The sequence below is a fragment of the Actinomadura macrotermitis genome (assembly GCF_009604375.1).
Lineage (GTDB): Bacteria > Actinomycetota > Actinomycetes > Streptosporangiales > Streptosporangiaceae > Spirillospora > Spirillospora macrotermitis.
The window spans coordinates 403,491-416,342 of record NZ_WEGH01000002.1 but is presented as its reverse complement, the minus strand read 5'-3'; the positions used below and the strand labels follow the sequence as shown (position 1 = coordinate 416,342).

Annotated in this window: 14 protein-coding genes; 4 read left to right on the top strand and 10 right to left on the bottom strand. The window is 74.5% G+C overall.

The window, feature by feature from the left end:
• Positions 1–13 precede the first annotated feature (13 nt).
• The 4 genes from ACRB68_RS13700 to ACRB68_RS13685 all read right to left on the bottom strand — a co-directional run bounded on the left by ACRB68_RS13700 (position 14) and on the right by ACRB68_RS13685 (position 4,393).
• Entirely contained in the window at positions 14–1,195 is a 1,182-nt protein-coding gene (locus ACRB68_RS13700; RefSeq protein WP_153532877.1) for a zinc-dependent alcohol dehydrogenase, read from the bottom strand.
• A gap of 27 nt (positions 1,196–1,222) precedes the next feature.
• A complete protein-coding gene (locus ACRB68_RS13695) occupies positions 1,223–1,828 on the bottom strand; it encodes a flavodoxin family protein (RefSeq protein ID WP_153532876.1) in 606 nt (201 codons plus the stop codon).
• Positions 1,829–1,913: 85 nt separating this feature from the next.
• Positions 1,914–3,482 carry an ANTAR domain-containing protein gene (locus ACRB68_RS13690; protein ID WP_153532875.1) on the bottom strand — a complete coding sequence of 523 codons (1,569 nt, stop codon included), beginning with the start codon at positions 3,480–3,482 and terminating at the stop codon, positions 1,914–1,916.
• Positions 3,483–3,553: 71 nt separating this feature from the next.
• A complete protein-coding gene (locus ACRB68_RS13685) occupies positions 3,554–4,393 on the bottom strand; it encodes an NAD-dependent protein deacetylase (RefSeq protein WP_328594165.1) in 840 nt (279 codons plus the stop codon).
• Positions 4,394–4,478: 85 nt separating this feature from the next.
• Here ACRB68_RS13685 and ACRB68_RS13680 point away from each other — a divergent pair, with 85 nt between their 5' ends.
• Together ACRB68_RS13680 and ACRB68_RS13675 are read left to right on the top strand one after the other, a co-directional pair.
• Positions 4,479–5,315 carry a patatin-like phospholipase family protein gene (locus ACRB68_RS13680; protein ID WP_328594164.1) on the top strand — a complete coding sequence of 279 codons (837 nt, stop codon included), beginning with the start codon at positions 4,479–4,481 and terminating at the stop codon, positions 5,313–5,315.
• Position 5,316: 1 nt separating this feature from the next.
• Positions 5,317–6,318, top strand: coding sequence for a 1-acyl-sn-glycerol-3-phosphate acyltransferase (locus ACRB68_RS13675; protein WP_153532873.1), 1,002 nt, complete (start codon positions 5,317–5,319; stop codon positions 6,316–6,318).
• Here ACRB68_RS13675 and ACRB68_RS13670 read toward each other — a convergent pair.
• The 5 genes from ACRB68_RS13670 to ACRB68_RS13650 form a co-directional block, all read right to left on the bottom strand.
• Complete coding sequence (locus ACRB68_RS13670) at positions 6,300–6,656, bottom strand: hypothetical protein (protein WP_153532872.1); 357 nt, start codon at positions 6,654–6,656, stop codon at positions 6,300–6,302. The genes ACRB68_RS13675 and ACRB68_RS13670 overlap by 19 nt on opposite strands.
• Positions 6,643–7,056 carry a hypothetical protein gene (locus ACRB68_RS13665; protein ID WP_153532871.1) on the bottom strand — a complete coding sequence of 138 codons (414 nt, stop codon included), beginning with the start codon at positions 7,054–7,056 and terminating at the stop codon, positions 6,643–6,645. The genes ACRB68_RS13670 and ACRB68_RS13665 overlap by 14 nt, the downstream gene beginning before the upstream one ends.
• Positions 7,056–8,285 carry an NRAMP family divalent metal transporter gene (locus ACRB68_RS13660; RefSeq protein WP_328594163.1) on the bottom strand — a complete coding sequence of 410 codons (1,230 nt, stop codon included), beginning with the start codon at positions 8,283–8,285 and terminating at the stop codon, positions 7,056–7,058. The genes ACRB68_RS13665 and ACRB68_RS13660 overlap by 1 nt, the downstream gene beginning before the upstream one ends.
• Positions 8,282–8,728 carry a hypothetical protein gene (locus ACRB68_RS13655; protein WP_153532870.1) on the bottom strand — a complete coding sequence of 149 codons (447 nt, stop codon included), beginning with the start codon at positions 8,726–8,728 and terminating at the stop codon, positions 8,282–8,284. The genes ACRB68_RS13660 and ACRB68_RS13655 overlap by 4 nt, the downstream gene beginning before the upstream one ends.
• 194 nt (positions 8,729–8,922) lie before the next feature.
• Entirely contained in the window at positions 8,923–9,678 is a 756-nt protein-coding gene (locus ACRB68_RS13650; protein ID WP_153532869.1) for an MBL fold metallo-hydrolase, read from the bottom strand.
• A gap of 212 nt (positions 9,679–9,890) precedes the next feature.
• Here ACRB68_RS13650 and ACRB68_RS13645 point away from each other — a divergent pair, with 212 nt between their 5' ends.
• Both ACRB68_RS13645 and ACRB68_RS13640 read left to right on the top strand, forming a co-directional pair.
• Complete coding sequence (locus ACRB68_RS13645) at positions 9,891–11,171, top strand: C2 family cysteine protease (RefSeq protein ID WP_194293307.1); 1,281 nt, start codon at positions 9,891–9,893, stop codon at positions 11,169–11,171.
• Between the two features lie 14 nt (positions 11,172–11,185).
• Positions 11,186–11,635, top strand: a complete 450-nt coding sequence (locus tag ACRB68_RS13640; RefSeq protein WP_153532867.1) for a hypothetical protein — start codon at positions 11,186–11,188, stop codon at positions 11,633–11,635.
• Between the two features lie 3 nt (positions 11,636–11,638).
• On the opposite strand, the gene ACRB68_RS13635 is transcribed toward ACRB68_RS13640, so the two are convergent.
• Entirely contained in the window at positions 11,639–12,685 is a 1,047-nt protein-coding gene (locus ACRB68_RS13635; protein ID WP_153532866.1) for a glucose 1-dehydrogenase, read from the bottom strand.
• Between the last annotated feature and the right edge of the window lie 167 nt (positions 12,686–12,852).

Here is a 12,852-nt window from a genome sequence, read left to right as displayed (position 1 = left end):
CCGGCCGGGCCGGTCAGGGCGTCAGCAGTACCTTGATCGCGCCGTCCTGCTTCTTCTGGAAGATCTCGTAGGCGTGCGGGGCCTGGTCCAGCGGCAGCCGGTGGGTGGCCAGGTCCATCACGCCGAGCGGGTCCTCGTCGGCGGTGACCAGCGGCATCAGGTCGTCGATCCAGCGCCGGACGTTGGCCTGCCCCATCCGCAGCGTGATGCCCTTGTCGAACATCTGCAGCATCGGCATCGGGTCGGCCGTCCCGCCGTACACGCCCGAGATCGAGATGGTGCCGCCGCGCCGGACGGTCTCGATGGCCAGCGTCAGCGCGGCCAGCCGGTCCACGCCCGCGTGCGTCATCAGCGGCGCGGCGACCCGGTCGGGCAGGAACCCCGTCAGCGTCTGCGCGAGCTTGCCGGCCGGCGACCCGTGCGCCTCCATGCCGACCGCGTCGATCACCGCGTCGGTGCCGCGCCCGTCGGTCAGGTCGCGGACCGCCGCCGCGACGTCGCCGGCCTCGCGCAGGTCCAGGGTCTCGATGTCGTGCCGCCGCGCCATCGCCAGCCGCTCGGGCACCAGGTCCACGCCGATGACGCGGGCGCCGCGGTGCCGGGCGATGCGCGCCGACATCTGCCCGATCGGCCCGAGCCCGAGGACGGTGACGGACCCGCCGACGGGGATCTGCGCGTACTCGACCGCCTGCCAGGCGGTCGGCAGCACGTCCGACAGGTAGACGAACCGCTCGTCCGGCGGCCCCTCGGGTACCGGGATCGGCCCGAACTGGGCCTGCGGGACGCGCAGGTACTCGGCCTGCCCGCCCGGGACCTGCCCGTACAGCTTCGTGTAGCCGAACAGCGCCGCGCCCATGCCGTGCTCGCGGACCTGGGTCGTCTCGCACTGGGAGTAGAGCTTCAGCCCGCACATGTGGCAGTGCCCGCAGGCGATGGTGAACGGAATGACCACCCGGTCGCCGGGGGAGATGTGCGCGACGTCCGCGCCGACCTCCTCCACGACGCCCATCGGCTCGTGGCCGAGCACGTCCCCCTCGCTGAGGAACGGCCCGAGCACCTCGTACAGGTGCAGGTCCGAGCCGCAGACCCCGGTCGAGGTGACCTTGATGATCGCGTCGGTCGGCTCCTTGATCACCGGATCGGGCACCGACTCCACCCGAACGTCGCGCTTGCCATGCCAGGTGACGGCCTTCATGGAGGTTCTCCCTGCTTCGGGGGTGGTCTAGGACGGGGGCGCCGGGATGGGCCGGGCGGCGAGCGCCTCGGCGACGGCCACCAGGTTCGCGGCCATCGCGCGGCCGGTCTTGGCCGACCAGTCGTGCCCGCTGTCGGCGTCCAGGTAGCTCGGGCCCGGCCCGGGGCCGCGGTTCCAGTAGGTCCACGCCTGGCCGGGCACGGTGTAGCCGTAGTCGATGAGCGCCCCGGCGACCTCGCTGATGACGTGGTGCGCGCCGTCCTCGTTGCCGGTGACGACGACGCCCGCGACCCGGTTGTAGGCGACCGGCCGCTCCGCGTCGTCGGTCTCCGACATCATCGCGTCCATCCGCTCGATGACCCGCTGCGCGATGGAGGACGGGTGCCCGGCCCAGGTCGGCGTGGCGATCACCAGGATCTCCGCGTCCAGCAGCGAGCGGTGCACGCCCGGCCAGTCGTCGCCCTCGCCCATGTCGGTCCGCACGCCCGGCGGCAGGTTCAGGTCGACGGCCCGGACCGTCTCGACCTGCACCCCGCGCTCGCGCAGCGCGCCCACCACCACCTCGGCGAGCGCGCCGGTGTTGGTCGTTTCGGGCGAGGGCTTCAGCGTGCAGTTGATGACGACGGCTCGCATGCGCCGGGCCTCCCGGGCTCGGTAGGTGGTCAGGTCAGGCACCTACCCGGCGTCACGCGGCCAAACACGGCACTTGACCAGGGCTTCAGCCGTCCGGGAGGTCCACCTCACCCGGCCGCTCGGCCAGCACCCGGGCCAGGTCGGCGAGCTTGACGTTGAGGTTCTGCGAGGTGCGCGACAGCAGCGCGAACGCCTCCTCGGCGGTGATCCCGCGCCGCGACATCAAGATCCCCTTGGCCTGCCCGATGACGTCGCGGCTGTCGATGGCGCGGCGCAGGTCGGCGGCCGCCAGGTCAGCGGCGTCGCGGGCGCGCAGCCCGGCCAGGGCGAGCGAGGCGTGGCCGGCCAGGACCAGCGCGACGTCGCGGCTGCCGGCGTCCCAGCCGCCGGTGCCGCGCGAGTACAGGTTGAGCGCGCCCGCCGCGACCTCGGGGCCGGGGCCGGGGATCAGCGCCGTGGTCAGCACGGCGTTCATCCCGTGCCCGGCGGCGACCGGCCCGAACCGGGGCCAGCGCGGCTCGTCCGCCAGGCCGGTGCTCTCGACGAACGCGGGCCCGTCGGCGAGCACGGCGTCCAGGCAGGGCCCCTCGCCGATCTCGTACTGGACCCGGTCCAGCTCGCCGGCGGCCGGCGAGGTCTGCACGGGGGTGTGCAGGGTGCCGTCCTCCTCGCGCAGGGTGAAGCTGACGACGTCGGCGCCGGGGACCAGCAGCAGCGCGGCGTCGGCGATGCGCTGCAGGACCTCGGCGACGCTGCCGGCCTTCAGCAGCAGCTGGGTGACCTCGGCCAGCTCCTCGGCGGGCAGGCAGGACCCGTCCGGCGGCGCGGCGCTGATCAGCGCCGGCACCCGCTCGGTGAGGCCGACCGCCTCCAGCGCGTTGCGCAGCAGCGGCGGGACGCCGGTGAGCTCCAGCGTGCCGCCCTGCCCGGCGCGCAGCCGCGCGGCCTCCTCCAGCGCCGCGATCCCGGCGGCCGACAGGTACCGGGCGCCGGCCAGGTCGACGGAGGCGACGCCCTCCCGCACGGCGCCGGCCAGCACGGCGGCGAAGCGGTCCGCGTCGGCGGCGTCGACCTCGCCGCACACCAGCAGCCGGTCGCCGCGCCGCTGCGCCGACCACAGCAGGTCGTCGACGCCGCCGTGCGCGCCCGCCACCTCGGTGAGCAGCCCGGGCGGCCCGGCGTCCAGCTGGTACCGGCAGAGCAGCCGGACCCGCTGCCCGGCGGCGAGCCGGGCCAGGTCCCGCTCGTGCGCGACGAGCTCGGCCGGGTCGGGCGCCAGGATGTGCATCGCGACCTCGTCGGCGGTCATCGCGACCCCGGCGTGGCCGTCGGCGCGGGCCCGCTCGACCAGCTCCAGCAGCCGGTCCCGCAGCGCCCGGTGGTCGCCGCCGGTGCCGTCGTGCCGGTGCGCGGCGTCCAGCAGCTCCAGCCGCCCCGAGCGCAGCGCCTCCTCCAGCAGCTCGCGCGTCCCGCGCGCCAGGTCCACCGACTCGGGGGCGGTCCCGCCGGTCAGCCGGGCCAGCACGTCGTCGCCGGGACGGTGCGTGCAGTACACCTTCTCCTCGCGCGCCAGCGCGTCCGCGATCCACCCGGCGGTGCGGCGCCACTGGCGTACGGGCGAGCGGTAGATCAGCAGGAGGTGCTCGTCCTCCATGACCTGGTCCTTTCTGCAGACGCCCCGCCATTGTGCGTCCGGCCCGGACGGCGCGAGGAGGGCGGGGTGGGTCACCGGGCCGGCGAGGCCGCCCCGTCCAGCTCGGCCAGCAGCCCGGTGAGGGCCGCGCCGAGCGGCGCGTCGAGGGTGAGCACGGCGTCGCCGTCGCCCCGCGTCGCGCCCTGGTTGACGATCGCGACGGGCACGCCGAGCGCCGCCGCGCGCTGCACGAACCGGTACCCCGACCGGACCGTCAGCGACGAGCCGAGGACGAGCAGCAGCCCGGCGCCCGCGACCAGCGCGAAGCACTCGTCCACCCGGGCGCGCGGCACGTTCTCGCCGAAGAACACCACGTCGGGTTTGAGGAGGCCGCCGCAGCGCGGGCAGCCCACGACCTGGAACGCCGCGACCCGCTCGTCGTCCAGCACGGCGTCGCCGTCGGGGTTCACCCGGCCGGGCGCCGCCTCCCAGCCCGGGTTGGCCGCGCGCAGCCGCCGGTCCAGCTCCGTGCGCGCGCTGCGGGCCCGGCACGACAGGCAGACGACGCGGTCCAGCGCGCCGTGCAGCTCGATCACCTGGTGCGCGCCGGCGGCCGCGTGCAGCCCGTCCACGTTCTGGGTGATGATCCCGCCGACCAGGCCGCGCCGCTCCAGCTCGGCCACCACCCGGTGCCCGGCGTTCGGCGCGGCGCCGGCGATGTGCCGCCACCCGGCGTGGCTGCGCGCCCAGTACCGGCGGCGCGCCTCGGCATCGCCGGTGAACGCCTGGTAGGTCATCGGCTGCCCGGCCCGCCGCCGCCCGGTCGGCCCCCGATAGTCCGGAATGCCCGACTCGGTGGACAGGCCGGCCCCGCTGAGGACCACCGTGTCCCCGCGCGAGACCAGCTCGGCGAGCATCCCTGTTCCGGTCACCCCTCCATGGTGCCCGCTCGGCGGTCCGGTTTATCCGCTCCGCTGGGGGAGAGGCTCCCGGCAGGACGCGGACGAAAGGACGCCGGTGGAGCGGGCATCACGGACGGCTTTCGTGCTCGGCGGCGGCGGCGTGCTCGGCGCGCACGAGGTCGGCATGCTGCGCGCCCTCGACGAGTCGGGCATCCGCCCCGACCTGGTCGTCGGCACCTCGATCGGCGCCCTCAACGGCGTGCTCGTCGCCGCCGACCCCGGCGCCGCCGTCGACCGCCTCAGCCGGATGTGGTCCGACGAGGCCGTCCGCGAGGCGCTCGGCTCGGGCGTCTGGGGGCGGCTGCTGCGGCTCGCCCGCTCGGGCACCCACCTGCACTCGGCCGGGCCGCTGCGCACGATGCTGGAGGAGCTGCTGCCGGTCGCGACGTTCGAGGAGCTGGCCGTCCCGTTCCAGTGCGTCGCGGCGAGCATCGAGAAGGCGATGGCGCACTGGTTCAGCGAGGGGCCGCTCGTGCCCGCCGTGCTCGCGTCCTCGGCCGCGCCCGGCCTGCTGCCGCCGGTGCGCATCGGCGACCGCCACTACTACGACGGCGGCCTGGTACACAGCATCCCGGTCGGCCGCGCCGTCGAGCTCGGCGCCACCACCGTCTACGTGCTGCACGTCGGCCGCATCGAACGCGACCTGGCGCCGCCCCGCCGCCCCTGGGAGGTCGGCCTGGTCGCGTTCGAGATCGCGCGCCGGCACCGCTTCTTCGAGGAGATGTCGGCGCTGCCGGACGAGGTCGTGGTGCACGTCCTGCCCGCCGGCGGCCCGCCGAAGAAGGCCGGCGTCGACCTGTCCCAGGTGCGCTACCGCCGCACCGGGGGCATGGCCGCGTACATCGAGGGCGCCTACCAGGCGTCGCTGCGCTACCTGAAGGAACAGGCGTGAGATGCCCCCGCCCCCCGTCCGCCGTGTCCTGTTCGTCCCGCTGCTGTTCCTGCTGACGCTGCTGCTCGTCGCGCTGTTCCCGCTGGTCTGGCCGGTCGCGGCGCTGGCGTCGCGGATCGGCGGCGGCCGCAACCGCGCGGTCCGGCTGCTGTGGTTCGCGCTCGCCTGGGCGACGCTGGAGTCGGCGGCGGTCCTCACCCTCGCCCTGCTCTGGCTGCGCCACCCCGGCCGCGCCCGCGCGGACGCCCTGCGCGACCGGCACTACGCCGTCATCGGCCGCTACGTCACCGGGCTGCACCGCGCCGCGACGCGCCGCCTCGGCCTGCGCATCGAGGAGAGCGGCAGCTGGGAGCCGCCCAACCCGCGCGGCCGGCCGCTGATCGTGCTCAGCCGGCACGCCGGGCCCGGCGACGCGCTGCTGCTCGTCCACCACCTGCTCGCCGTCTACCGGCGCCGCCCCCGCGTCGTCATGAAGGCGCTGCTGCAGCTCGACCCGTGCATCGACATCGCCGGGAACCGGCTGCCGAACGTGTTCGTCGCGCCCGGTGACGGCGCCGCCGAGCGGATCGGGGAGCTGGCCACCGGCCTCGGCCCGCGCGACGCGCTCGTCATCTTCCCCGAGGGCGGCAACTTCACCCCCGACCGCCGCCGCCGCGCGATCCGCCGCCTGAACCGCGACCGCCGCACCCGCGAGGCCGCCCGCGCCGCCCGGATGCGGCACGTCATGCCGCCGCGCTCGGGCGGCGCCCTCGCCGCCCTCGCCGCCGCCCCCGACGCCGACGTGGTGTTCGTCGCGCACCACGGGCTGGAGGGCATGGCCGGCGCCGCCGACGTGTGGCGGCAGGTCCCCCTCACCGGCGCCGTCCGCGCCCACTGGTGGCGGGTGGCGGCCGAGGACGTCCCGGCCGGCGAGCAGGCCCGGATCGACTGGCTCTACGCGCACTGGGAACAGGTCGACGCCTGGATCGCCGCGCAGAACGCCCGTCACGACCAGGAGCGGTAGGCCTCCGCCAGCGGCCCCAGTTCGCCCGCGCCGCGCGTCAGCCGGACCGTGCCCGGCTCCCCGGTCCGCTCGTCCGGCCGCACGCCGGCGACGTCGTCCCACGGCACCCACAGCGCGCGCGCCGAGCCCCGGCGGGCGAAGTACGCCAGCAGCCAGGGCCGCTCCACCGGCCGGTGGTCGTAGGCGAGCAGCTGCCCGCGCAGGCGCGGCGACACCACCAGCCCGTCGACGCGCAGCCCGGCCGGGCCCTCGTCGACCAGCCGGACGTCGCTGACCCGCCCCACCCGCCGTTCCTCCGGGTCCAGCACGAGCGCGCCGATCAGATCAGCCAGCCGCATGGCGCGCCCCCGGCAGCCGGCCGACGACGTTGTCGCGGCACCAGTCCTCCAGCGCGTGCACGCGCAGGTCCCGCGCGTCGACCGTCACGGCCGCGCCGATCCCGCGCACCCGCTCCAGCGGGATCCGCGGCGGCGCGCCGTCGCCGCCGACGACCAGCCGCCGGTGCGCCGCGGCGACCAGCCGGCCGAGCCGCCCGCGCAGCCGGGGCGCCAGCGCGGCGGGGCCGACGAGCACGGCGGTCGCGTACAGCCGCCCGTCGCGGCCGGTCAGCTCCAGGTCGTCGACCTTGCAGATCGGGGTGCCGTCGCCGGCGACGACCTGCCGGTCCAGCAGGTGGAAGCGGGCGCTGTAGGCGTGGCCCTGGACGCGCTCGTGCGGGTCGGGTCCGTGGGTGGTCATCACTGTCCTGCTTTCGTGGCGAACATCAGCGGCAGCGCGGCGACGGCGGCGAGCAGCACGATCACCAGGTAGACGGTGCCCATCACGTTGGCGAGCCGGCCGTTGGCCCGCTCGCCCATGTACTCGCGGTCGTTGGCGACGACCAGGATGGGCAGGTAGGTGAGCGGCAGCGCCACCGCCGCGAAGATCAGCGAGTACTCGGTCACCTTCACCGGGTCCAGGCCGGTCAGGATCAGCGCCGTCCCGGCCAGCAGCGCGACCAGCACCACGACGTGGAAGCGGGCGGCGCGGCGCGGGGCGGCGGACTTGCCCCAGGTCCAGCCGAAGTACTGCGCGACGGTGTAGCCCGACGACAGCGCGGTCTCCAGCGCCGCCCCGAACGTCGCCGCGAACACCCCGAGCAGCGCCAGCCCCAGCCCGAACTTCCCGAGCGCGACCGAGGTCGGCAGCACCACCTGCGACAGGTGGTCGACGCTGACGCCCGCCGGGTTCAGCACCAGCGCCGCCGCCGACATGATCGCCAGCGCGAGCAGCCCGCCGAGCGGGAAGCCGATGAACGCGTTGATCCGGACGGTCGCCAGGTCCGTGGCCTTCCAGCGCTCCTCGATGCCGCCGGAGGAGAAGAAGAACACCTCGTACGGCGTCATCGCGCTGGAGAACAGGGCGATGGCGTAATAGAGGTAGGTCGGCACCGGCTCGTCCGCGGGCACCTTCGGGGCGGTCACCTGGTGCAGCACGTCGCCCCAGTCGGGGCTGAGCCGCCACACCGCCACGATGAACACGATCAGCACCAGGCCGAGCAGCCCGAAGATCCGCTCCATCGTCTCGAACCGCACCCGCCAGATCACCAGCCACACCAGCAGCCCGGCGGCCGGCACCCACAGCAGGTAGGGCACCGCGCTGACCAGCTCGACCGCGAGCGCGACGCCGGCCAGCTCGGCGGCCAGCGTCAGCAGCGTGACCAGCAGCGACGCGGTCAGGTTGGCCAGCCCGACGCGCGGGCCGAGCCGCTCGCGCACCAGGTCGAAGGTGGGCCGCCCCGACACCGCCGCGACCCGCCCGGCCATCTCGGCGTACACGCAGATGCCGACCAGGCCGAGCAGCAGCATCCACACCAGCGCGAACCCGTACCGGGCGCCGACGAGCGAGGAGGCGACCAGGTCGCCGATGTCGACGAACCCGCCGATGGCGGTCAGGATGCCCAGCGTCACCGCGAGGAGGCGTTTCACGCGAGCTCCTTGTCCAGCGACTCCAGCCGGTCCGCGATCTGCGGCAGGTCCTTGCCGACCTCGGGCAGCCGGCCGATCTGGCCGCGCCGGACCGCGATCCGCAGGTCGTCCAGCACGTCGACGGCCTGGTCCAGCAGCTTCCCGGTGCGCTCGCGGACCTTGTCGGCGTCCCCGCCGGGCGGCTGGCGGGACATGAACCCGCCCGCCACCTCGTTCAGGTCCTTGTCGGCCTCGTTCAGCAGCGCCGACAGGTAGGGCCCGGTCGCCTTGCCGTCCCCGGCCGCCCGCACGCCGATCTCGGCCGTCCGCACCGCGGACGCGGCGGCCTCGGCCGTCTTGGCGGCCTTGCGCCGGTAGTCCTCATCGGAGCGCGACGAGCTCGCGCAGCCCGCGCAGGCGAGCACCAGCACGAGTGCGGCGGCGGGCGCCCTCCAGGCGTTCACCGGCCCCTCGCCAGGAAATAGCCGAGCAGCGCCAGCAGCAGCAGGAACTGCGCCCAGGCGGCCAGCATCACCAGCCCTTGGTCCATCGAGGTCCCCCCACTTCCACGGGTGCACCCCCTGTACCCGGCGGGAATCCCTTCATTCCGCAAGCACGAAGGGCCGGGACGACATCGTCCCGGCCCTCAGAGCAGCGATCAGTACTCGAAGCGCTCGCCCGCTTCGAGCAGCCGGAGCCGGTCGCCGAGCCCGGCCCGCTCGAACGGCCCGGCCAGCGTGGCGCGCCCCTGCGTGAAGTGCGCCCAGCCCTCGAAGTGCACCGGCACGACCACCGGCTCGCCGAGCAGCTTCGCGGCCTCGGCGGCCTGCTCGCTGCCGAGCGTGAGGTCGGCGTAGTCCAGCAGCGGGGTCTGCGCGGCCCCGGCGAACAGCACCGCGACGTCCACCGGCCCGACCCGCTCGGCGATCCGCCGCACCACGTCCAGCGAGGCGTTGTCGCCGGACACGTACGTCGTCGGGATCGCGTCCCCGGCCAGCACGAAGCCGGTGACCTCGCCGACCAGGTGCTCGGAGCCGTCCGGCCCGTGCTGCGCGGGCACCCCGGTGACGCGCACGCCGCCCACCTGCACGCTCTCCCAGTTCGGCAGCGCCCGCACGGTGCCGCCGAGCCGCTCCTGCGCCGCGGCGGTCGACAGCGTCAGCGGCGCGGTCCGAAGGTAGGCGCGGCCGCCGGCGTCCAGGTTGTCGGGGTGCTGGTCGTGCGAGAGCAGCACCGCGTCGACGGCGCCGACCTCGTCCGGCCCGAGGACCGCGGCCGTCGTCTTGGTCAGCTTCCGCGCGCCGACCGGGTAGTCGCCCGGGGCGTCGAAGGTCGGGTCGACCAGGAACCGCCGGCCGCCGGTCTCCAGCAGGACGGTCGGGCCGCCCAGGTACTGCACGCTCAGCTTCGTCATGATCACCCCGAACCGGCCGCTGACCTGCCTTATTCCGGCCGTCGGCGCACGTTCGCCCCGATAACGGGTTATCGCTGCCTGGCGGCGGCCCGGCCAGGCCGGGAAAGGACCGGTGCGCCCTGGGCCCAGGTTGGGTCCGAAGGCTCATGTCCGCGACGATCACGCCTGCTTGGGTGGAACGCGTTCCAGGTAGACGGGGTGAGGGCGTGGACGTGCGCACCGCAGACCGCGGCGAAGGGGCGGTGTCCTACATCGCCGTGATCCTGCTGATCGCCGGCATCGCCGCCGCCGTCACGCTCTCGGGCGTGGGCGACACCGTCGCCGGCGGCATCGAGGCCGGGATCTGCAAGGTCGCCGGCAGGACCGGCTGCGCGGAGCCGGCCGCGCACGAGGGGCAGCAGCCGAACCCGCCCAGCCAGCAGGAGTGGGGCAACCGCAACACCGACCCCGACAAGCCGCCGCCGAAGCCCACCGACGCCGAGACCCGCAAGGGCAAGGAGGCGGCGGACAAGGTCCGCAAGTACCTGGACAGCGACTGCGCCTGGTACCAGTTCTTCGGCTGCGACAAGCCGCAGAGCCCCAAGGACGTCCTGTCGGGCATGTCGCCCGGCGAGATCAACGCGCTGTTCGCCGAGCTCAGCGACGACGAGATCCGCCGGCTGCTCAAGGAGGACGGCGTCGTCGGCGTGCTGAAGGTGCGCGCCGACGCCTCCCTGCTGCACCACCTCGAGCGCGTCGCCCCCAAGTCCATCGACCCCGACTTCACCGACGTCCGCGATCACGGCAAGAAGCCGTCCAACCCGGCCACCGACTACGGCACCGTCCCGAACGGGCAGCTGTTCGGCACGACCGGCGAGCCGTCGCTGACCGACATCAATCAGGGCGGCATCGGCGACTGCTGGTGGCTGGCGAGCATGGGCGCGCTGTCGCAGACCCCGGCCGGCCGCGAGCAGATCAAGAACATGATCCGGCAGAACCCGAACGGCACCTACACCGTCACCTTCCCCGACGGCGAGAAGGTGACGGTCACCCCCTACTTCCCGATCGACAAGAACGGGAGCCTGTCCTACGCCAGCCCGGCCGGGCAGCCGCCCGTCGTCTGGCCGCTCGTGCTGGAGAAGGCGCTCGCCGCCAAGCGCGGCAGCTACGGCAAGCTCGTCTCCGGCGACGGCGGCGACGGCATGAAGATCCTCACCGGCAAGTCGGGGGAGTCCAAGAACCCCAAGAACGTGAGCCAGGAGCAGCTGCAGAAGTGGCTGGACAGCGGCGCCGGCGTCACGCTGCTCACCCCCGACAGCGACAAGGTCGGCGGCAAGCCGATCTACGAGGGGCCGAGCTCGCGGCTGCACGCCGACCACGTCTACGTCGTCAAGGGCATCACCAAGGACGGCAAGGTCGAGCTGTACAACCCCTGGGGGTACGACCACGCGACCATCACCATGGAGGAGTTCCACAAGTACTTCGAAGACGTGGACATGAACCCGATCAAGTGAGGGAGAATCGTGCCATGGCCCCCAGGAGCCTCCGCCGCGCGGCGCCGATCCTGCTCGCCTGCGCCCTGGCCCTGCCGGGGGCGGCCGGCTGCGGTTCGTCCAAGGAGCACCGTTCCGCGATGAAGACGTCCCCCGAGCCCATCCCCACCGCCCGCCTCGGCCCGCCGGTGAACCCGCAGCGCGAGACCGTCGACCTGGCCCGCGGCACGACCGGCTGGGTGGGCGGCCTGCGCCTCGGCGTGGGGCAGGCCGCGCACGACGCCGCCACCCTCGTCGTCCTCGCCGGCTACGAGGTCCCGGCCGAGGGGAACTGGCGGGTGAGCGGCAGGGCCGGCCACACGCAGCGGCTGGCCAACGGCTACACCGTCCGGATCGACAAGGTCGTCAACGCCGCGAGCACCGGCCCGGGTCGGTCCGGCCCCGGCGGCGGCTCGGTCACCGTGACGGTGACCCCGCCGAAGTGAGGGCTAGCCGCCGACCTCGATGACGACCTTGATGTCGTCGGCCTCGGCGGTGAACGCGCGGGCGAAGTCCGCCAGCGGGACGCGGCGGGTGATCAGCCGGCGCAGCCAGTTCACGTCCGCCTTGGCCAGCGCGTCGGCGGCCATGGCGTAGTGCGTCAGGTTGGCGTTCACCGAGCCGAAGGTCACCGCGTTCTCCAGCACCAGGTCCCGGTTGATGGAGCCCGCGTCGACGGTCAGGTCGCGGCCGGTGGGGGACACCCCGGTGAGGCAGACGATGCCGTAGGGGCCGACGGCCGTCATGGAGTCGAACACCAGCTTCCCGACGGCGGTCGCCTCGATGATGACGTCGGGGGCGAACCCGACGTCGGCGATGTCCCCGTGGTGGTAGGTCGCGCCGAGGCCGGCGACCAGGTCCGGCTTCGGGCCGTCGGTGACCCGGTCGAGCACGTGCACCTCCAGGCCCCGCTGCGCCCCCAGCATCGCGGCCAGCAGGCCGATCGGCCCCGCGCCGGTGACCAGGACGGTGCGCGGCTCGAACCAGGCCCGGGAGCCGATCTTCTCGATCTCGTCCCACGCCTTGGCCACGACGGTGGTCGGCTCCATCAGCATGCCGACGTCGGCCAGGTCCTTGTCGAGGCGGACGGCGTAGTCGGCCGGCACCGTCCAGGCCTGGGAGGCGTACCCGTCGAGCTCCTTGATGCCGCGCTCGCGGTAGCGGCCGTTGCGGCACATGTCGAACTGGCCGTGCGCGCAGGCGCCGCACGGCACCGGGTCGGGCCGGCGGACCACCCCGACGGCCAGGTCGCCGGGCGCGAACCCGCTGCCGGGGGGCGCCTCGCGGACCCGCCCGAGGGACTCGTGCCCGATGACGAGCCGCTCCCGCCCCGGCGGCGCCCACCCGTACTCGCCGTTGGCGATCTCCCGGTCGGTCCCGCAGACGCCGACGGCGATCCCGTCGACGAGCAGCTCCCCGTCGGCCGGCACCGGATCGGGCACCTCGGTGACCGCCAGCGAGCCCTGCTGCGACGGGACCACGGTCAAGGCCTGCATGTCGTCTCCTTGTCTCGGGCCCCTCGCCCGGCGGCCCGGCGCTGACCTGGCCTGATCGTCCTCTTACCAGGTGGCTCTTCCCCCGTGGCCGCGGCGGGGAACATCGGCCTTCGCCCATCGGCGCTCCCCGCGCGCCGGGCGATCGCTACGATCGCCCGGTTAGGTCG